The 20,027-nt window shown below is 66.9% G+C and carries 14 protein-coding genes and 1 pseudogene; 12 read left to right on the top strand and 3 right to left on the bottom strand.

The window, feature by feature from the left end:
• The first annotated feature begins 1 nt into the window (after position 1).
• Positions 2–322 carry a DUF2288 domain-containing protein gene (locus Q9246_RS23840; protein WP_306393633.1) on the top strand — a complete coding sequence of 107 codons (321 nt, stop codon included), beginning with the start codon at positions 2–4 and terminating at the stop codon, positions 320–322.
• A gap of 165 nt (positions 323–487) precedes the next feature.
• Here the strand turns inward: Q9246_RS23840 and Q9246_RS23835 are convergent, their stop codons facing one another.
• Positions 488–2,470, bottom strand: coding sequence for a bifunctional 2',3'-cyclic-nucleotide 2'-phosphodiesterase/3'-nucleotidase (locus tag Q9246_RS23835; protein ID WP_306398250.1), 1,983 nt, complete (start codon positions 2,468–2,470; stop codon positions 488–490).
• Between the two features lie 166 nt (positions 2,471–2,636).
• Between Q9246_RS23835 and prfB the strand changes: the two genes are divergently transcribed.
• From prfB to lysS, 3 genes are all read left to right on the top strand, one after another.
• A protein-coding gene (prfB, locus tag Q9246_RS23830; RefSeq protein ID WP_306393632.1) for a peptide chain release factor 2 occupies positions 2,637–3,741 on the top strand; the annotation gives its coding sequence in 2 pieces (ribosomal slippage) (positions 2,637–2,717 and positions 2,719–3,741; 1,104 coding nt in all).
• Between the two features lie 11 nt (positions 3,742–3,752).
• Positions 3,753–4,418, top strand: coding sequence for an HAD family hydrolase (locus tag Q9246_RS23825; RefSeq protein WP_306393631.1), 666 nt, complete (start codon positions 3,753–3,755; stop codon positions 4,416–4,418).
• A 26-nt stretch (positions 4,419–4,444) separates the two neighbouring features.
• The gene (lysS, locus tag Q9246_RS23820) at positions 4,445–5,983 is read left to right on the top strand and encodes a lysine--tRNA ligase (protein WP_306393629.1); all 1,539 of its coding nucleotides are present in this window, start codon (positions 4,445–4,447) and stop codon (positions 5,981–5,983) included.
• A 200-nt stretch (positions 5,984–6,183) separates the two neighbouring features.
• On the opposite strand, the gene ppnN is transcribed toward lysS, so the two are convergent.
• Entirely contained in the window at positions 6,184–7,590 is a 1,407-nt protein-coding gene (gene ppnN / locus Q9246_RS23815; protein WP_306393628.1) for a nucleotide 5'-monophosphate nucleosidase PpnN, read from the bottom strand.
• A gap of 236 nt (positions 7,591–7,826) precedes the next feature.
• Here ppnN and Q9246_RS23810 point away from each other — a divergent pair, with 236 nt between their 5' ends.
• The 8 genes and pseudogenes from Q9246_RS23810 (at position 7,827) to Q9246_RS23780 (ending at position 17,936) form a co-directional block, all read left to right on the top strand.
• A complete protein-coding gene (locus tag Q9246_RS23810; protein WP_306393626.1) occupies positions 7,827–9,332 on the top strand; it encodes a peptide MFS transporter in 1,506 nt (501 codons plus the stop codon).
• Positions 9,333–9,464: 132 nt separating this feature from the next.
• Positions 9,465–9,701: pseudogene (locus Q9246_RS26590) on the top strand (IS1/IS1595 family N-terminal zinc-binding domain-containing protein); the annotation flags it as partial.
• 12 nt (positions 9,702–9,713) lie between these two features.
• Positions 9,714–10,406, top strand: a complete 693-nt coding sequence (locus Q9246_RS23805; protein ID WP_306393624.1) for a hypothetical protein — start codon at positions 9,714–9,716, stop codon at positions 10,404–10,406.
• Positions 10,407–10,433: 27 nt separating this feature from the next.
• Positions 10,434–11,564, top strand: a complete 1,131-nt coding sequence (locus Q9246_RS23800; RefSeq protein WP_306393623.1) for a hypothetical protein — start codon at positions 10,434–10,436, stop codon at positions 11,562–11,564.
• Positions 11,561–12,553: a hypothetical protein gene (locus Q9246_RS23795; protein ID WP_306393621.1), complete on the top strand. Its 993-nt coding sequence runs from the start codon at positions 11,561–11,563 to the stop codon at positions 12,551–12,553. Before Q9246_RS23800 ends, Q9246_RS23795 begins: the two co-directional genes overlap by 4 nt.
• Before the next feature lie 143 nt (positions 12,554–12,696).
• Positions 12,697–14,730, top strand: a complete 2,034-nt coding sequence (locus Q9246_RS23790; RefSeq protein ID WP_306393620.1) for a coiled-coil domain-containing protein — start codon at positions 12,697–12,699, stop codon at positions 14,728–14,730.
• A gap of 10 nt (positions 14,731–14,740) precedes the next feature.
• Positions 14,741–16,999 carry a bifunctional serine/threonine-protein kinase/formylglycine-generating enzyme family protein gene (locus Q9246_RS23785; protein WP_306393619.1) on the top strand — a complete coding sequence of 753 codons (2,259 nt, stop codon included), beginning with the start codon at positions 14,741–14,743 and terminating at the stop codon, positions 16,997–16,999.
• 46 nt (positions 17,000–17,045) lie between these two features.
• Entirely contained in the window at positions 17,046–17,936 is an 891-nt protein-coding gene (locus Q9246_RS23780) for a pirin family protein (RefSeq protein WP_306393617.1), read from the top strand.
• 483 nt (positions 17,937–18,419) lie between these two features.
• Here the strand turns inward: Q9246_RS23780 and Q9246_RS23775 are convergent, their stop codons facing one another.
• On the bottom strand, positions 18,420–19,961 hold the full coding sequence (locus Q9246_RS23775; RefSeq protein WP_306393616.1) for an FHA domain-containing protein: 1,542 nt from the start codon (positions 19,959–19,961) through the stop codon (positions 18,420–18,422).
• Positions 19,962–20,027 lie beyond the last annotated feature (66 nt).

The following is a 20,027-nucleotide window of genomic DNA, read 5'->3' as shown; positions in this document are numbered from 1 at the left end:
GATGAAAACCAAACCCGAGAACGACACCGAACTGCACGACAAGATCAACCGCGAGACTGGCCGCGTCAAATGGAGCGAGCTCGAACGCCACTTCGCCAGCGGCTCGGTGATCTGGGTCAGCGAGGCGCTGGACCTGATCGACGTCGCCCTGCGCATCGCGCACGACGATCGCGAGGCCGTGACGCGCTGGATGAACGAAGGCAGCGTGGCCAAGGTCAGCGATGCGCAGGCGCAGGGCTGGCTGGAGGCGGACGAGGTGTTGTGGGCGTCGGTGGTGAGCCCATTCGTGCTGGTGCAGCCCGAGAAGAAGCAACTGCATTGAGGAAGCCGCGGCCCCACAATGAGCCTGCAGCGTCAAGCACGTCGTTCCCGCGCAGGCGGGAACCCAATTCTTCGGCACGGCGACTACGCTTGAAACGGCCGATATGCGCGCAAATCTTGGGTTCCCGCCTTCGCGGGAACGACGGGCATATGGCAGTGGTGATGGTTACTTCGACAGATCGACCGCGTACAAGGCCGTGCCCTTGCCAGCGCCATCATCAGCTTTCAACTGGCTGACATTATCGATCCCCGCCTCCTGCGCCAGCGCGACCAGTCCAGGCGCCGAATGGAACACCACCGGCCCCGCTGTCTTGACTGGCGCAAAGCGCCAGCTACGCGCCGCACCCTGCGATTTGCGGCTCAACTCCTTCGCATTACGGATGTAGTCGATCAGGATATCGCGGTTATTGTCCGGCGACGCCAGCACCACATTGCTGCCGTCCAGGCCCGGGAAGCCGCCACCGCCGCTGGCACGATAGTTATTGGTCGCGACCAGGAATTCCTGCTTCGCCTCGACCGGCTTGCCTTTATAGGCCAGTTTGCGGATCCGGTCGCCCGGTGCGCGCGTCACGTCGATCTCGTAACGCACGTCTGGCGAGGTGATGGTATCGAAATTAAAGCTCGGGAAGCGGTTGTTGACCAGTTCCTGCGGCTCGCTCTTCGATGGATCGATGGTGTTGAAGCGCCCCGCGGCGGTTTCCAGCCATGCCTTCAGGCCCGCGCCATTCACCTTCACCGCATACAGCGAGTTCGGGAATAGGTACAGGTCGGCCGCATTGTTCAGCGCCAGGTCGCCCGCCGGCACGTCGGTGTAATCGGCCACGGTCGGGAAACCGGCCTTGAACGGCGCCGTCACCGACAGCACCGGCAATTGCGCGTACTGCGGCAGGTTGGCCTGCACGTATTTGACCACATACTCCGCCTGAGCGCGGTTCACCACTTCCAGCGCCGACGGGTCGCCGACGTCGGCGAAATACGTCGTCATGCGGAAGCCTGACTTGCCCACCGGCGTCTTCACATAGGCGATGGTCGCCTCGTGCTCGGCGCGCACCAGCGCCGTCACCTCGGCATCCGGCTCGACGAAGGTTTTTGGCGCGACCTGGGTCGAACGCGCCTCGACCAAGGTCTTGTCCTTCTCGACCGTCCAGCGCTTGCCGTCCGATTTCAGGTGAAGTTGAATCACCCCAAGATGCTTACCCCACTGGCTCGGCATCACGGCCGGCACGCCGTGCACCAGCCCACGCACCTTGTCCACGCCCGGCAGGTTGAATTGCGCGACGGTGCTGTCCTTGTTCGGGAACAGCTGGTGCGCATGGCCCATCAGCACCACGTCCACGCCCGGCACCCTGGCAAGGTGCCAGTTGGTGTTTTCCATCGTCGGCGAATAGCTGGCGTCATCGAGGCCCGCATGGCCCAGCACCACCACCAGTTCGGCGCCCTTCTTGCGCATCTCGGGGATATAGCGCTCGGCGCTGGCCTTGACGTCGACCGGCTTGACGCGGCCCTCCAGCCAGCGTTTGTCCCACGACATGATGTCCGGCGGCGTGAAGCCGATGATGCCGACTTTCACCGTGCTCTCGACCTGCTTGCCGTCGGCGTCACGCGCGACGATCTTCTTGTCGATGATCTTGTACGGCGCGAACAGCGGCTCGTTCGTCTGCAGGCTGTGGATATTGGCCAGCACCAGCGGGAAATCCGGCCCGGCGCAGGGCTTGGCCTGAGGCTCGACACCCTTCACCTTGAAGCTGCTGCCGGTGACCTGGTTCAGGAACGGCAGTCCGTAGTTGAATTCGTGGTTGCCCAGCGTGCCGCCCTCGTAGCCGAGCGCGTTCATGATTTTATAGATGCCCAGCACCTGGTCGCAGCCCGGAGCCTTGACCAGCGCCTGGTAGTCGGCGAAGGCCGTACCCTGGATCGTGTCGCCATTGTCGAGCAGCAGCGTGTTGGCGAATTCCTTGCGCGCCTGCCTGATGAGCGTGGCGGTACGGTCGAAGCCGATCGAGGCGTCCGGCGCCAGCTTGTAATAGTCATAACCGACCACGTTCGAGTGCAGGTCGGAGGTCTCGAGCACGGCCAGCACGGCGGTCGCACCGTTCGGGGCCTGGGCGGCGTGGACGGGGAGGATGAGCAGCAGCGGCGCGAAGGCCATGCCGATTTGGTAACGCAAAAGGCGGTTCATGGGGGAATCCGGGAGAGAAGACGGGGCGATGATACGGCAGCGGCGACGGGCATGGCAATCCATACGGCGTCATCAAAGGCAGTCGTCGGGTATAATCCGCGGTTCGATTCAATCAACCAATGAGACTGCCGAGACCATGGAAGCCGAACGCATCAACGCCATTTCCGCCCTGCTGAACGACCTGACCGGTCGCGAGGCCGAACTTCGGAGGTATCTTTGACTTCGATAAGAAGTCGGAGAAACTAGAACAGGTCAACCAGGAGATGGAAGATCCATCGATCTGGAACGACCCGAAGAAAGCCCAGGAAATGGGCAAAGAGAAGAAGGCGCTGGAAGGCGTCGTGCACGTGCTCGAAAAGGCCAAGGCCGACCTGGCGGACGCGCGCGACCTGTTCGACATGGCGCGCGAAGAAGGCGACGACGACACCATCGAAGCGGTGTCCGGCGACCTCGACGAAGTGCAGAAGGTCATCGAGGCGATGGAATTCCGCCGCATGTTCAGCAACCCGATGGACCACGCGAACTGCTTCATCGACATCCAGGCCGGCGCCGGCGGCACCGAGGCGCAGGACTGGGCCTCGATGCTGCTGCGTCAATACCTGCGCTACTGCGAACGCAAGGGCTTCAAGGCCGAGATCCTCGAACAGTCCGAGGGCGAGGTCGCGGGCATCAAGACCGCCACCATCAAGGTCGACGGCGAGTACGCCTATGGCCACCTGCGCACCGAGACCGGCGTGCACCGCCTGGTGCGCAAGTCGCCGTTCGACTCGGCCAACGGCCGCCACACCTCGTTCACCTCGCTGTTCGTGTATCCGGAAGTGGACGACTCGATCGAGATCGAGATCAACCCGGCCGACGTGCGCATCGACACCTACCGCGCTTCGGGCGCCGGCGGTCAGCACATCAACAAGACCGATTCGGCAGTGCGCCTGACCCACGGCCCGTCGGGCATCGTCGTCCAGTGCCAGAACGACCGCTCGCAGCACCGCAACAAGGCCGAGGCCTGGGACATGCTGCGCGCCAAGCTGTATGAACTCGAACTGCGCAACCGCATGAGCGAGCAGCAGAAGCTCGAAGATTCGAAGACCGACGTCGGCTGGGGCCACCAGATCCGTTCGTATGTTCTCGACCAGTCGCGCATCAAGGACTTGCGTACCGGTTTCGAGACCGGCAATACCAAGAACGTGCTGGACGGCGACCTGGACGATTTCATCTCGGCCTCCCTCAAGCAGAACGTGTAAAGGCACACCCGATGACCGCTTCTCCCCGCGCGCTGATCTTCGACATGGATGGCACCATCGTCGACAATATGGACTTCCACACCCAGGCGTGGATCACCTTCTTCGCGCGGCGGGGACAGACGATCGAGCCGGACGCCTTCTTCCGCGACACCGCCGGCCGCCAGGGCAAGGAAATCCTGCGTCACTACCTGGGCGAACACCTGAGCGACGACGAACTGGCGACCCTGAACCACGAGAAGGAAGTGCTGTACCGCGAACTGTACGCGCCGCACCGCGCCACCCTGCCCGGCTTCGATGCCTTCATCGACGCTGGCGCTGCCCGTGGCTGGAAACTGGCGGTGGCCACCTCGGCCTCGCCCGGCAGCGCGCGTTTCATCCTCGAGGACATGGGCCTGCAGCCGCGTTTCGACGCGGTAGTGATCGGCACCGTGGACGTCCCGCGCGGCAAGCCGCACCCGGATGTGTTCCTCAAGGCGGCCGACCGCTGCGAGGCAATGCCGGCCGGTTGCATCGTGTTCGAGGACGCGCCGCTGGGCGTGGAAGCGGCGCGCCGCGCCGGCATGCGCGCGGTGGTGCTCACCACCACGCTGCCGGCCGAGGCCTTCGCCGAATTCGACAACGTCATCGCCATCGTCAACGACTTCACGCAGCTGGACGTTGAGTCGCTGCTCGCCTGACCATCCGATATCACACAGAACCAATCATGAACACCGAAAACCAAGAACAGGCGCCGCTGCAGGCTGCCGACGAAAACAAGATCATGGCCGAGCGCCGCGCCAAGCTGGCCGCGATCCGCGAACAAGGCATCGCCTTCCCGAACGACTTCGTCCCGCAGCACAAGGCGGCCGACCTGGTCGAGACCTACGGCGGCAAGTCTCGCGAAGAACTCGAGGCGGAACCGGTCGCCGTCGTGCTGGCCGGCCGCATGATGCTGCGCCGCGAGGCGGGCAAGAAGGCGGCCTTCGCCACCCTGCAGGACAGTTCCGGCCCGGCCGCCAGCGGCCGCATCCAGGTCTATATCGCCCTCGACAACGCCGGCGAAGCGGCGATGGACGCGCTGCGCGGCTACGACCTGGGCGACATCCTGGGCGTCGAAGGCGTTCTGTTCAAGACCAAGACCGACGAGCTGACCGTCAAGGTCACCCAGCTGCGCCTGATCGCCAAGGCGATCCGTCCGCTGCCGGACAAATTCCACGGCCTGGCCGATCAGGAGACCAAGTACCGCCAGCGCTACGTCGACCTGATCATGAACGAAGAGACGCGCCGCACCTTCAAGGCGCGCACCGCCGCGATGTCGTCGATGCGCCGCTTCATGGAAAAGAACGGCTTCATGGAAGTCGAGACCCCGATGCTGCACCCGATCCCGGGCGGCGCCGCGGCCAAGCCGTTCGTCACCCACCACAATGCGCTGGACATGGAAATGTACCTGCGCATCGCGCCCGAGCTGTACCTGAAGCGCCTGGTGGTGGGCGGCTTCGACCGCGTGTTCGAAGTCAACCGCAACTTCCGCAACGAGGGCGTGTCGGTCCGCCACAACCCTGAATTCACGATGATGGAATTCTATGCGGCGTACACCGACTACAAGTGGATCATGAACTTCACCGAGCAGGTGATCCGCCAGGCGGCGATCGACGCCCACGGCAGCGCCGTGCTGACCTATGGCGGCCGCGAGCTCGACCTGTCGAAACCGTTCCAGCGCCTGACCATCGTCGAGGCGATCGACAAGTACGCTCCGGGCTACACGCCAGAACAGCTGAACGACGCCGAGTTCATCAAGACTGAACTGAAGACGAAGTTCGGCGTCAAGCCCTTCGCCACCGCCGGCCTGGGCGCGCTGCAGCTGGCGCTGTTCGAAGAAACCGCCGAAGCGCTGCTGTGGGAGCCGACCTTCATCATCGACTATCCGGTCGAAGTGTCGCCGCTGGCGCGTGCGTCGGACGTCCGCGAAGGCATCACCGAGCGTTTCGAGCTGTTCATGGTGGGCCGCGAGATCGCCAACGGCTTCTCGGAGCTGAACGATCCCGAAGACCAGGCGGCGCGCTTCCTGTCGCAAGTGGCGGCCAAGGATGCCGGCGACGACGAGGCGATGTTCTACGACGCCGACTACATCCGCGCGCTGGAATACGGCATGCCGCCAGCCGGCGGCTGCGGCATCGGCATCGACCGCCTGATGATGCTGATCACCGACTCGCCGAATATTCGCGACGTGCTGCTGTTCCCGCACTTGCGCAAAGAGGACTGATGTAATGAAGCCGCCGAAAGGCGGCTTTTTTCATGGGCACCCGCGCCGTTGACACGTCGTCCCCGCGAAGGCGGGGACCCAAGTTTTACGCGCCACCGCTTACGTCAAGCGCAGCACTAGGCAGGCAAACTTGGGTTCCCGCCTGCGCGGGAAGTCGTTACCTCCAGTGGAGGTAACGACGGGTTGGGGCAGCGGGCCGTTTATTGGACGATCGTATAGCACGGCGTATACGCCTTGCCCGGCAACTTCATCCGACTCTGCTCCACGAACGACGCCAGCAGCGCATCCATCGGCCCCATGATCTCGGCCTCGCCACTGATCTCGTATTTGCCATACTTCTCGATCGCGCGAATCCCTTCTTCCTTCACATTCCCCGCCACCACGCCGGAGAACGCACGCCGCAGGTTGGCTGCCAGCAGGTGCATCGGAATCCCCCGGTGCAGGTCGAGCCCCCGCATATTCTCGTGCGTCGGCCGGAACGGCTTCTGGAACTCGTGGTCGATCTTGAGCCGCCAATTATAGTAATAGGCGTCGCTATTGGCCTTGCGGAAGGCACGCACCTCTTGCACGCCAGCCTGCATGGCGCGCGCCACCGCATCCGGATCGTCGATGATGATCTGGTAACGCTTCTGCGCCGCTTCGCCCAGGGTCACGCCGAGGAACGCATCGATCTGCGTGAAATAATCGCGCGCCGAGGCAGGCCCCGTGAAGATCAGTGGGAACGGGATCTCGGCATTGTCCGGATGGAGCAGGATGCCCAGGATGTACAGGATCTCTTCGGCGGTGCCGGCGCCGCCCGGGAACACGACGATGCCGTGGCCGGTGCGCACGAAGGCCTCGAGGCGTTTCTCGATGTCCGGCATGATCACCAGGTCATTGACGATCGGGTTCGGCGACTCGGCCGCGATGATGCCCGGTTCCGAGATGCCCAGGTAGCGTCCGCTGCCCAGGCGCTGCTTGGAGTGGCCGATGGTCGCGCCCTTCATCGGGCCCTTCATGGCGCCCGGGCCGCAGCCGGTGCAGATGTCCATCTCGCGCAGGCCCAGCGCATAGCCGACCTTTTTCGTGTAGTTGTATTCGATGCGGCTGATCGAGTGGCCGCCCCAGCACACGACCAGGTTGGGATTCCTCTGCGGCTGCAGCACATTGGCGTTGCGCAGGATGTGGAATACGGCGTCGGTGATGCCTTCGCTGCGGGTCAGGTCGAACTTGGGGTTGTCGGTGACGTCGAAATTCACGAACACGATGTCGCGCAGCACCGAGAACAGGTGTTCATGGATACCGCGGATCATCTTGCCGTCGACGAAGGCATTGCCCGGCGCATTGCGGATATCGAGCTTGATGCCGCGCTCGCGCTGCAGGATGCTGATGTCGAACGATGCGTAGCGCTCCAGCAGTTCCTTGCCGTCGTCGATGTCGCTGCCGGTATTGAGCACGGCCAGCGCGCATTTGCGGAAGACGTCGTACAGGCCGGCCTGGCCGGTTTCGAGCAGCTTGGCCACTTCGGCCTTCGACAGGACTTCGAGCCGCCCTTGCGGCGAGATCAGGGTATCGACCAGTTGCAGGCTTTCGGGTGAAACGAGTGTATCGACTACTTCGTGGGTCATGGTCCTGTTTTCCTCTTCCAAGAAACGTTACTCTTTACAGCAATATACGCCAAACTGCCCCAAAACCGTGAGCCGCGCACGGTGCACTGCACCATCTTCGACCGGTAATAACACATCCGGAAAAAACTTTCTTGCGATGAAGAATATGCACTAGAATGCCTGCCTATTGGAATGTTCGGCCTTCGAACTAGTCCATATAACTATTACTCAGTCATTACATTTTCGGGAGGAACCGCATGAGCGGTGCAGCTACTACACCCGCCAACCGACCTCTTCCAGAATTCAAACAGATCATGGGCCATCCAGCACCGCTGTGGATGCTGTTCATGACTGAATTCTGGGAGCGTTTCGCGTTCTATGGCATTCGTTGGGCACTCGTCCTTTACATCGTCGCCCAATTCTACGGCGGCGACGCGGCCGGTCAGGCCGACGCCAACCTCACCTACGGTTCCTACCTCGCGCTGGTGTATGCCGGCGCCGTCTTCGGCGGCTACGTGGCCGACCGCATCATCGGCTACCAGCGCTCGATCCTGGTCGGCGCCATCTTCATGGCGGCCGGCCTGTTCATGATTTCGATTCCGAACCATGACGTCTTCAAGCTCGGCCTGGCGACCATCATCGTCGGCAACGGCCTGTTCAAACCGAATATCTCGACGATGGTCGGCCAGCTGTATGCGCTGAACGATACCCGCCGCGATTCCGGTTTCACCATCTTCTACATGGGCATCAACGTCGGCGCCTTCTTCGCGCCGATCCTGACCCAGATCCTGGCCGAGAAAGTCTTCGGCACCCAGGCCATGCCGTCGTACAAGATCGTATTCCTGGCCTCGGGCGTGGGCATGCTGATCTCGCTGTTCTGGTTCTACATCGGCCGCAAGTCCCTGAAGGGCATCGGCGCACCGATCGGCGACCTGGCCAATCCGAAGCGCCTGATCTTCACGATCGTCGGCGCGCTGGTCGTGATTCCGGTCATGTACCTGCTGCTGCAGGCCGGCGCCAACAACCTGCAGATCCTGCTGACCATCCTGTTCGTCGGCCTGGCCGCGATGCTGGTGATGGAAGGCATCCGCGAAGGTAAAGTTGCACGCGACAAGACCTGGGCGATGATGATCATCTTCTTCTTCAACATCCTGTTCTGGTGCTTCTTCGAGCAGGCCGGCAGCTCGTTCACCTTCCTGGCCGACAATATCGTCGACCGCAACTTCGGCGACTGGACCTTCCCGGTCGCCTGGTTCCAGTCGGTGAACTCGGTCGCCATCATCCTGTTCGCGCCGATCATCGCCGCGACCTGGGTGTGGCTCGGCAAGCGCAACTCGAACCCGTCGATCCCGCGCAAGTTCGGTCTCGGCCTGGTGTTCAACGCGCTGGCCTTCGGCCTCTTGATGTACGCGCTGTCGCAGCTGATCAACGACAACGGCAAGATCCCGTTCTGGACCCTGTTCGCGGTCTACGTGATCCAGTCGATCGGTGAGCTGTGCCTGTCGCCGATCGGCCTGTCGATGGTGACCAAGCTGGCCCCGACCCGCCTGGTGGGCCTGGGCATGGGCGGCTGGTTCCTGTCGACCGGTATCGGCAACAACCTGTCGGGTATCTTCGCCTCGCACGTCTCGGGCGACTCCGGCATGTCGGTGGCCTCGGCCCTGGGCGGCTACAGCTTCGGCTTCTGGTCGCTGCTGGGCGGCGGCGTGCTGCTGCTGCTGCTGGCGCCGGTGATCCAGAAACTGATGCACGGCGTGAAGTAATAGCGTCCCGTATCAATGAAAACGGCGGCCCGCGGGCCGCCGTTTTTCGTTGGCGCTGTTCGCGTTATTTCTGCGAACCTTTCATGTCCAGCCCGGTCTTAGCTACTGTCGAGTTCTCCGGAAGAGGCGGCCATGGATGGCCTGGACTTTGGAACATTGCTTGCAGCCTTAAGCGGCCTGGCACTGGGGCAGGAAGAACTTGGGCAACTACGCGCCTGGCTCGCCACGAACGAGGATGGGGCCACTTGTATCGCGCTGATCGAACAGGCCGCCGTCGGAAAGCGCTGTCCCCGCTGCGGCGGGGCGCGCTCGCACCGCTGCGGACACGCCAGCGGCCTGCAGCGTTGGCGCTGCCTCGCTTGCGGTCGCAGTTACAACGCATTGAGCGGCACCAAACTCGCGCACCTGCGCAAGAAGGAATGCTGGCCCGCCTATCTGCAATGCCTGCTCGAATCGCAGATCGTGCGCGCCAGCGCCGAGGCGGTCCAGGTGCACCGTACCACGAGCTTTCGCTGGCGCCATCGCATGGTGGCCGGTTTTACGTGTGACCGTCCAGCGCGCCTGGGCGGCATGGTCGAGGCGGACGAAACATATATGCTGGAATCCCAGAAAGGGTTGCGCAGACTGAACCGCCCACCCCGACACCGCGGCGGCATGGCCAGCCATCGCGGCATCGGCCGCGACCACGAGTGCCTGCTGGTCGCCTGCGCGCGCGCGGCGCGGCCGGCGGCCTGGCGCGGCAGCCGCGGCCTGCTGCGCGCCGCCGACAGCGGCGCCGGCCTGGAGATGCTGCGCACCGACGACGGCATGTGGCGCCTGCACTTCGTCGATGCCGGAGGCGCGCTGGCGGTGATCGTCCAGCTCGACCCCGAGGCGGCGGGCGCCGCCGGGGTATTGGCCGCGCGGCCCGCAATTCAGGTGCGCGATGGCCGCGGCGGTCTGGTATTGGAAGGCAGTCTCGATGCCGACGGCGAATGCGAAGGCCCGTGGCCGTTCGCGGATTCTCCGGCGGCGCATTTTCAGCAGCATGGGGCGCGCTTCGAGGTCATCCCTCGGGCGACCCCCATTACATAGAGCAGTTCCGACATACCCGGAAGGACGATGATGCTAGGTTCGCTGATCAAGAGCACACTGGAGAGCACGCTCAGGCGCCCACTGCGCCCGCTGCGCCAGCCCGAGTTCGACGCCACCCGGCTGGGCAGCGTGGCGATCGCGCTGCCGGCGCCGAATGGCCTCACGGTGCCCGCGCCGTGCGCCGCCGTGCTGGTCGACCGCGGTGGGCGCAGCCGGCGCCAAGCAGCCGGCAGCCGCATCGCCGCCATCGACGGCGAAACCGCCTGGTGCGTCCATCCCGGCCCCTATACCTGCGAGCTGCTGCCCTTCGCCTGCGCGCCCGAGATCGGCCTGCGGGTGCATTTCGCGATCGACGCCAGCGACCCGCGCGCCACCCACCAGCGCTTCGACCTGTTCCTGGCCAGCGAGGCCGGTTGCAGCGTCGAACTGGCCGGTTTCATTGAACTGGCGCAGACCGCGCTGCAGCGCGAGCTGGCCCAGGGCAACCTCGAACTGCCGCCGTGCACGACGCTGGACGAGTGGAATGCCTTCCGCACCGGTTTCAACCAGCTGATGTACACGCGTTTCGGCGTGACGGTCGACGATTGCGTGCCGGTCGACCTGGGCGCCGCCAACGACTACGCCGCCATGCTGGACGCGCGCCTGGCGGCCCGGCTCGACGCCATCAAGCCGCCGCCGGCCTCGCGCGAGCAGGCCGCCGTCGCGGCGCCGCCGCCGGAAGCCTTCGTGCCGGCCTGCGAGGACGCGCGCGCGCTGCGCCGCCTGTTCCTCGAGCTGCCCTGCCTGATGTGCGCGGTGCGCATGGCGGTGATGCCGGCCGACCAGGGACGCTTCCGCCAGCACCAGGAATTGCTGCGCCGGCTCGACCTGGTCAGCCTGGCGGTCGGCACCATGCCGGCACTCGAACTGGCCGCGCCCGGCCAGCCGCTGGCGCAGGATGAACAGCTGCGGCGCGCGCGCCACAGCCGCCGCGCCGCAGCCGCGCTGGACGAAGCCTGGGCGCTGCTGGCGCGCCTGAAGGTGGCCGGCGAGGGCCCGCTCGACACGCTGTTCGACGAGGCCGATCGCATCGTGGCCAATCTCGAGACCGAGGCCGGCGCGCGCCGCGCCGTGTCGGCCCGCGATGCCGAGCAAGATGCGGAGCTGGAGGAGGCATGAGCACGATCCAGTGCCGCAGCATCGCGCTCGACGGCAGCCTGCTGACGATCACCGCCACGCGCCGCCCGCGCGCCGGCCGCGCCGACGTCAAGTGCAGCGTGCCGGGCGATCCGGTGGCGGCCGAGCGCATGCAGCAGGTGGTGCGCCTGGCGCGCCATACCGAACCGCGCTTCGACAGCCGCGAGCAGGTGGTGCTAAGCCTGGACCGGGCGCCCGGCGACGGCGCGCGCGACTGGGAACTGGCGGCGGTGCTGGCCGACCGCATCGTGCGCGGCGTGTTCGCCCCGCAGCGCGAGGTGGTGGCCAATGGCTGGTCGGATGCCTGGCACCTGGGCCGGATCGATGGCCGCCAGCTGGCCGGCGCGCCGGACGGCGTGCTGCTGGGCGGCGCCGACGCCCTGGCCCACCTGGGCGCGCTGAACGGGCTGCCCGACCCTGGCGCCGGGATCTCGAGCGCGCGCGCCTGGTTCCCGATGCATAGCGGCGGCGAGTACGATGGACTGGGTTGGGTGGAAGTCAGCGTGCGGCCGCTGGCCAGGGCCGGCCAGCTAGAGGACGATCCGGTTAGCGTGCCGGACGTGGATGCGGTGCGCCAGGCGCAGGTGGCGGCGGTGCTGGCCGGCGCCCGCCATTTCGATGGCCGCGGCCAGGGCCAGTGGCGCACCACGGTGCGCTTCGGCGAGCCGCGTTTTGCGGGCAATTCGTATGAAGTGGCGCTGGTGATGGCCGACCGCATGGCGCGCGGTCGCGAGTTCGCGCCTCGCGGGCGGGTGATCGCCACCGGCGCTTCCAGCGCCTGGCATGCGGGACGGGTCGAGACGGTCGAGGCGCTGGCGCCGAAATGCGCGCTGATCGCGCGCGAGGCGGGTCCGGGCGACCGCGTGCTGCTGCCGAAGGAGTGGGAAAACGCCCTGCCGCAGGGCTTGCGCGAGGGCTTGCGCGAACGCGGTGCCAGCCTGGCCTGCGTGGAGCGGATCGGCATCATCTAGATTCGGATACAGGATGGTTGAGCGGATCGCACCTGCGCACGCGAGCGATCCTTGCCGAAGGCATGGCCCTGCTAGAATCCACGGGTTGGACGGCAGGTTCGCAGTGGGAAGTAACACGAAGTACACGATAAACGGAGTCGGATATGTTGCAGATGTTCGGAACGAAGGGCGCCAGCTGCCCGCGCTGCGAGTGCAGGAACGGGCCTGAGGCGCGCTACTGCGCCGGCTGCGGCATGATCCTGGGCGCGCCGCGCAACAAGCCGGTGCTGGTCGAGAACCGCTGGGTGCCGGGGCCGGACGAACTGGCCGTGTTCTTCGGCGTGCGCGAACTGTCCGGCCTGTTCGTCAAGACCCTGCGCGTGCCGGCCACGGCGCGCGGCTTCATCCTGCAGGGCGACAAGGCCACCGAGGTGCCGCAGGGCGAGTACGAGATCGAGGGTTTCTTCACCCGTCTGAACCACCTGCTGCGCGACCAGCACGCCGAAATCCTGGTCACCCGCACCGGCGCCCTGGCGGTGCCGTTCGCGTTCGACGACGTTCCCACTTGCGAACACCTCGACATCGCGCTGCGCTTCACGGTCAGCGTCAGGATCGAGAACGTGCCGGCCTTCGCCCGCCACTTCATGACCACGCCCGGCACGATCGGCGCCCAGGAATTGCGCGAGCTGCTGTCGCATCCGGTGCGCCAGCTGGCGCTCGAATTCATCGGCGCGCGTTCGATCCGCGAGCTGGCGGCCAACGGCGAACTGCGCGAACAGCTCGACCAGCGCCTGCAGGGCGGCCTCAAGACGCTGCTGGCCGGCTACGGCCTGGCGGTGACGGCGGTCGAGACGTTCGAGCTGCGCCACGACAAATACGACGCCAACCGCGCCCGCATCGGCAGCCTGTGGCTGGCGACCGACGAGAAGCACGTGCAGCTGGCCCACAGCCGCCAGCTGGACGAGCTGTACACCGCAGAGGAGTGGCAGCGCATCAAGCGCAGCGAAGAAGAGGGGCGGCTGCGCCTGCGCCGCGCCGAACTGCGCCAGGATGACGCGATCGCGCGCGCCGAGCTGTCGCTGCAGGGCGCCGACCGCGCCCACGGCGTGCGGGCGCGCCAGATCGAGCTGTATGGCCGCATCCTCGAAGCCCAGTCGCGCCAGCAGGCGCTGGCCAATGGCGCCGCCGAGGTGCTGGCCGAACTCGAACACGAGATGGGGCAAAAGAACGCCCAGCGCGCCGACGAGGCGGCCGAGTGGCAGCACCTGCGCGCGCTGGCCGGCGTGCGCATGCGCGCCGAGGTGGCGAGCGCCCAGCAGGAGGCGACGCAGGCGCGCCAGCTGGCGCAGCAGCGCTTCTCGCAGCAACTGCTGCAGCAGCAGATCCGCAACAAGATCGAGCAGGCGCGCCAGATCGAGGACGCCGCCCGCCAGCGCGCCGAGCTGGTGCGCCTGCGCGAAAGCGAGCAGGCAGCATCGGATCGCCTGCGCGACATCGGCCAGGCCGAACACACGGCGCGCCTGCGCAGCGCCGAACGGGCGCTTGAATGGGAAGACGAACAGGCGCGCCAGCGCATCGACAGCGTGCGCCGCGGCGCCGGCCGCGCCGATGCCCAGGCCCAGCACGAAAAACTGCTGCGCACGATCGAGGCCGATGCCGCGCACGCGCGCGGCATGCAGGACGTCACGCTGGAAGCGGACGAGCGCCGCGCGGGCATCGCCGAAGGCGCACGCGCGGCCGACCGGGCCCACGAGATCGCGCTGGCGCAAGTGGCGATGGAACGCGCCGCGGCGCTGGGCGCGATGGACGATACCGCGAAGCTGGCGCTGGCCGAGGCGCCGAACGCCACCGTGCTGGCCGACTACCTCAAAACGCGCGTGCATGCCACGATGGACGGCGACCAGCTGACGGCACTGGCCGGGGTGGCCGGCGCCGGCAAGATCGACCTGGCGCTGGCCGACGCGCGGGTGGCGGACGAACAGGTGCGCCGCGAGCGCGAGGTCGACAAGGACCGGCGCCACCAGCTCGACCTGCTGGCGATGCAGAACGACGTCAACAAGGCCGCGCTCAACGCGCAGGCGGCGCTTGCCACCGCGCTTTCCACTAGTGTTGCAGGCGTGCGCCTGTGCGCCAACGGTCACCCGGCCAGGCCCGGCGACCGCTTCTGCGCCGCGTGTGGAGCGACGCTGACGGCGTGATTTGACAGCAATGCAGACTGCCATCGACAAGATCCGCGAACTACGCGCGCTGCACGAAGACGGGCTATTGAGCCGTCAGGAGTTCGACCTGCGCAAGAACGCGATCCTGGACGCGGCCTACACGCCGGCCGAGCGGACCGCGGCCCAGGGGCCGGGCACCGAGCTTGGCCCCACGCCGGAACCGATCCGTCCGGGCACCGAGATCGGCCTGATGGCCGGCCAGGAAATCGGCCCCCAAACACGCCGCTACCGCCTCGAGCGCCTGATCGCGCACGGCGGCATGGGCCAGGTGTGGCAGGCGACCGACCTCGCGACCCACGCCGAACTGGGACACAGCGCCCAGGTCGCGCTCAAGATCCTGCCGCCGCACCTCACCCAGGCCGCCAGCCACGCCAAGCTGCTGATCCAGGAAGCCACCCGCGCGCGGCGCCTGGCGCATGAGCACATCGTGCGGGTCTATGAATGGGCCCAGGATCCAGCCACGGCCAGCTTCTTCCTGATCATGGAATACCTGGAGGGCGAAGACCTCGACGCCGTGCTGGCAAGGGAGCAGCGCTTGCCCCTGGACCGCGTGCTGGCGCTGCTCGACCCGGTCGCCGACGCCCTCGACTACGCCTGGGACAAGCACCGCCTGGTCCACCGCGACATCAAGCCCGGCAACGTCTTCGTCACGCGCCGGGGAGAGGTGAAACTGCTCGACTTCGGCATCGCGGCGCGCGCCCGCGCCAGCGGCGGCATGTCGCCGCTCGACGCACCGGCGACGTCGGGCACGGCCGGCTACCGCGCGCCGGAAGCGTCCAGCGAGGGCGTGGTGCCGGAACCGACGCTGGACGTGTATGCGGTGGCGGTGATGATCCACCAGCTGTTGACCGGCGTGCTGCCCGGCGAGCCTGGCGGCACGGTGCCCGAAACGCTGGGCGCGCGCCAGTGGGAAGCGCTGCGCGGCGCTTTCGGCCGCGACCCGGCGCGGCGGCCGGCCACCGTACACGCGCTGCTGGACGCGATCCGCGCCGCGGCCGGGCCGTCGGCCGAGGAGCTGGCCGCGCAGGAGTCGCTACGCCGCGCCGAGCAGGAGAAAGAAGCGCGCGAACTGGCGGCGCGCCGCAAGCAGGAAGCCGACGCCGCCGCGGTGGTCCAGGCCAGGCTGGACGAGCAGCGCCGCATCCAGCTGCGCGAGCAGCAGCGGCGCGAGCGCGCGGCGGCCGAGGAAGCGCGGCTGGCGCGCAAGGAGTTGCTGCGCCAGCAACTGCTGGCCAAGCGCGACGAAGAGGTCGCGAAGACCCAGGCGGCCAAGGAAGAAGCCGCGCGCAAGGCTGCCCAGGCCAGGGCCGCGGCGGCCTACCTGGCGCAGCAGAAGAAGGCGCGCGAAGAAGAACTGGCCGCACAAGCCGCGCGCGCGGCCGAGCCTTCCGCGCCGGCCCCCGCCGCCGTGGCGCCGGCGCCGCCCGCCCTCGATGCCGGCGGCACCCTGCACGACCCGTTCATCGACGGCAGCGGCAGCGGCCCGGCCCTGGTCCCGATCCAGGCCGGCCGCTTCGAGATGGGTTCGCCCGACCACGAGCGCCGCATCGCGATGGCGGCCGGCTCGCAAAAGAACTGGATCGCGCGCGAGACCCCGCAGCACTGGGTCGGCATCGAGCGCCCGTTCGCCATGGGCCGCCATCCGGTCACGGTCGGCGAATGGCGCGTGTTCGTACAGGCCAGCGGCTGGCAGCAGCATGGCGAAGTGAACTGGGAGTCGCCCGGCTTCCCGCAGGACGACACCCATCCGGTGGTCGGCATCAGCTGGTTCGATGCCCTGCAGTACGTGGCATGGCTGAGCGCCGCCACCGGCAAGCGCTATCGCCTGCCGAGCGAGGCCGAGTGGGAATACGCCTGCCGCGCCGGCAGCAAGACCGCGTTCAACGTCGGCGACACCATCTCGACCACGCAAGCCAATTTCGACGGCAGCTTCACCTATAACGGCGGACCGCGCGGCGACTTCCGCCACGGCACCACGCCGGCCGGCTTTTTCCCGCCCAATGCATGGGGCCTGCACGATATGCACGGCAACGTCTGGGAGTGGGTGCAGGACGTGGTGCACGACAACTACGAGGGCGCGCCGCTGGATGGCAGCGCCTGGGAGACGGGCGGCGACCAGGTGCGGCGCATCCTGCGCGGCGGCTCCTGGCTGTACAACCCGCGCTACCTGCGTTCCGCGCTGCGCAACGGTTTCTCGGCCGTGCTGTCGAACGATATCGTGGGCTTCAGGGTGGTACGCGAACTCTGAGATTCGGTGTAAAGTCGAGCATTGTCATTCCATCCAGGACCCAGCAATGACCATCGCACACCTGTTCAAATCGCATGACAAGGACCTGGGCGGCGGCTTCACCGTGCGCCGCATCCTGCCCGCGGCGGCGAAACAGTCGGTCGGCCCCTTCCTGTTCTTCGACCACATGGGGCCGGTCGAGGCCGAGCCCGGGTCGCGCCATGACGTGCGGCCGCACCCGCACATTGGCCTGGCCACCGTCACGTACCTGTTCGAGGGCGCGATCATGCACCGCGACAGCCTGGGCACCGAGCAGCGCATCGAACCGGGCGCGATCAACTGGATGACGGCAGGCAGCGGCATCGTGCATTCCGAGCGTACGCCCGATGACTTGCTGGACAAGGCGCGCCGCACCCATGGCCTGCAATTGTGGGCCGCGCTGCCGCGCGAACACGAAGAAGCGCCGGCTGCCTTCAGCCACACGCCGGCCGACCGCATTCCCGAAGTGGATCTTCCTGGCGCCAGGGTGAGAGTGCTGGTCGGCACCGCGCTCGGGCAGACCTCGCCGGTGCCGACCTTCGCCGAAACGCTGTACCTGGATGTGCATCTCGATGCCGGCGCCGCGATCGAACTCGACAACTTGCCGGACGAGGCCGCGCTCTACGCGCCGATCGGCACGATCGAGGTCGACGGCGAACCGATCGCCGCCAACACGATGGCCATGCTCGAGCCCGGCGCTGCGGTGCGGGTGAGCTCGGCCGAGGGCGCGCGCTTCGTCGTGATCGGCGGCGCGCCGCTCGACGGCAAGCGCTTCATCTTCTGGAACTTCGTGTCGACCAGCCGCGAGCGCCTGGAACAGGCGGCGCGCGACTGGGAAGCGGACCGTTTCGTGGCGGTGCCGGGAGAAACCGAGCGCATCCCGCTGCCGCCGCTGCCGGCCGCCTGGCGCCACGACTGAATCGGCGCGCGCACGGCGTAATGCCGTTAAGTTAGCGTAAAAATCGTCGTCNGCCGGGAGAAACCGAGCGCATCCCGCTGCCGCCGCTGCCGGCCGCCTGGCGCCACGACTGAATCGGCGCGCGCACGGCGTAATGCCGTTAAGTTAGCGTAAAAATCGTCGTCACCTCCACTGGAGGTAACGACTTCCCGCGAAGGCGGGAACCTAATTCTGCGAGCGTTTCGATGACGTTAGCGGAACTTGGGTTCCCGCCTTCGCGGGAACGACGTAGTGGGTACGCTTAATTTAACGGAATCAGCGCGCAAGGCAGCTGATTCAGGCGTAAGCTGTCGTCACCCACGTGGGCTTCGTGCATGCGAGAGGTGATGCCATGAAAATTCCTGAACATCTGCGGGCGCCGGCAATCGTGTTCGCCCTGCAAGCCGCTTTACTGGCCGGCGCGGCGCTGGTCTTCCTGGTGCTGGTTCCGCCTCACGGCTGAAGTCAGGCGCTGAAGGCGGGGGACGGCAAGAAGCTGCGGCGCTCGTCGCTGCCGCGGGGGCCGCCGTGCGCCTCCGGATAGGCTTGCGCCACGAAGCGCGCGGCGATGCCCAGGCCAGTTTGCGGCAGGCGGTCCAGGCCCGACTCCGGCGCCAGCGGCGTCTCGCGTCCGCTGGCGCGGTCGACTTGCCAGAAGCCGCCATCGCGGTGGAACAGCAGCGGCAGCGTGGCGGCGCGCGGCATGCCGGCCGCCTTCGACGGTGCTGGCAGGCAGTCCGGCGCCATCAGGTAGAAGCATTCGGCGCGCGCGCCGGCGTCCAACCGGTGCAGCACCACGGCGTGCGCCATCAGGGCCGTCACCTCGAGCGTGACGATGCCCTTGATGCTGGCCGTCAGATCGATCCGCATGCCCAGCCGCAGCTGCACCGGCATGTGCTTGCCGGGCCAGACGCCGTCCAGCAGCAGGCCGTAGCGTGACACGTCCTCGATCTCGAAGCCATGGCGGCTGCGCCGGATGACGGCGTGCCGGCCCGACAGGCGCCGCGTCAGGCCGCCGTACTCCATGCCGGCTTCGCCGTGGTGGGCCAGCAGCAGCTCGGCCTCGGGTGCGATGGGTTCGAAGCGGCCCAGCACGCACTCGTCGAGCGCGAACAGGCGCACGTGGCGCTGGGTGGCGGAATCGGCCTCGGCATGCACCAGGCAGGCGCCGGTGGCCGGGCAGGGGTGGGCGGCCGGGGCCGGCAGGTCGATCTCGATCAGGTCTTCGTCCCACGCGATGGTCGACATGCCGAGGTCGATCTTGCCGCTGCCGCCGCCGTCCAGGTTGAGCTGGGCGATCGAGGCGTTGCGCGCCGTGACGTCGATGTCGATCCGTCCGCCGCCCGGCGCATTCACCCGGGCGATGCCGGCGTCGTCCGCCGTCACCCGCACGTTCTTGTGGGTGGCGAGGAAGGTCTGGTGGATCTCGCCCAGGCTGGCGTCCTGGCGCGGCACCAGGATTACCGGCGAGCAGGTCCAGGTGCGGCTCGCGTCGGGCGCCTGCGGATGGCGGCTGTGCAGCTCGATCTCGATCCGGTACTGGCCATGTTCCAGGCCGCGCGAGGAAAATTCGAGGAACAGCGGCCGCCAGTCGCCGCGCGAGGTGCGCTGGAAACCATAGCTTTCTCCGCCGTGCAGGCGCAGCGCCGAGCGCACCAGCATGCGCACCTCGGGCGCGCAATCCATCGGCATGCCGCGCAGCTCGAGCCGGATCGCCTGGCGGCCGCCGGCCGCGCGCGGATCGAAACCGCTGATGTGCAGCTGGGGACGTTGCAGGTGGACCACGCGATCGGTCGCGACCGGTCTGATTTCGGTGTTGCGCCGGCTGCGCAGGGCGGTGATGGCGTCGAAGCTCGACGGCAGCCCGGCCACCGCCGACGCCATCACGGGCGCTGGCGCGGCCACCGCTTCATCGGCGGGCTGGGCATGCCCGTGCGCACACATGGCATCGCCGGGCAAGACCCAGACGGTGCAGTGCGGATGCGCGGGATTGCGGCAGCGGTTCATGTCAGAACGGCAAGTTAAATAATGGTCGGAATAAACATTGCTAGCTTACGCTGTTTTTGAACCGTA

This window comes from Telluria beijingensis (assembly GCF_030770395.1).
GTDB classification, from domain to species: Bacteria; Pseudomonadota; Gammaproteobacteria; order Burkholderiales; family Burkholderiaceae_D; genus Telluria; species Telluria beijingensis.
The sequence above is the reverse complement of the archived record's forward strand: the minus strand, read 5'-3'. Positions and strand labels throughout refer to the sequence as shown.

Bases quoted from the DNA above. Each gene is read 5' to 3' on its own strand.
- Q9246_RS23810 (WP_306393626.1), top strand. From the start codon at position 7,827: ATGAGCGGTGCAGCTACTACACCCGCCAACCGACCTCTTCCAGAATTC.
- Q9246_RS23800 (WP_306393623.1), top strand. From the start codon at position 10,434: ATGATGCTAGGTTCGCTGATCAAGAGCACACTGGAGAGCACGCTCAGG.
- Q9246_RS23780 (WP_306393617.1), top strand. From the start codon at position 17,046: ATGACCATCGCACACCTGTTCAAATCGCATGACAAGGACCTGGGCGGC.
- Q9246_RS23840 (WP_306393633.1), top strand. From the start codon at position 2: ATGAAAACCAAACCCGAGAACGACACCGAACTGCACGACAAGATCAAC.
- Q9246_RS23790 (WP_306393620.1), top strand. From the start codon at position 12,697: ATGTTGCAGATGTTCGGAACGAAGGGCGCCAGCTGCCCGCGCTGCGAG.
- Q9246_RS23795 (WP_306393621.1), top strand. From the start codon at position 11,561: ATGAGCACGATCCAGTGCCGCAGCATCGCGCTCGACGGCAGCCTGCTG.
- Q9246_RS23825 (WP_306393631.1), top strand. From the start codon at position 3,753: ATGACCGCTTCTCCCCGCGCGCTGATCTTCGACATGGATGGCACCATC.
- ppnN (WP_306393628.1), bottom strand. From the start codon at position 7,590: ATGACCCACGAAGTAGTCGATACACTCGTTTCACCCGAAAGCCTGCAA.
- Q9246_RS23835 (WP_306398250.1), bottom strand. From the start codon at position 2,470: ATGGCCTTCGCGCCGCTGCTGCTCATCCTCCCCGTCCACGCCGCCCAG.
- lysS (WP_306393629.1), top strand. From the start codon at position 4,445: ATGAACACCGAAAACCAAGAACAGGCGCCGCTGCAGGCTGCCGACGAA.
- Q9246_RS23785 (WP_306393619.1), top strand. From the start codon at position 14,741: ATGCAGACTGCCATCGACAAGATCCGCGAACTACGCGCGCTGCACGAA.
- Q9246_RS23775 (WP_306393616.1), bottom strand. From the start codon at position 19,961: ATGAACCGCTGCCGCAATCCCGCGCATCCGCACTGCACCGTCTGGGTC.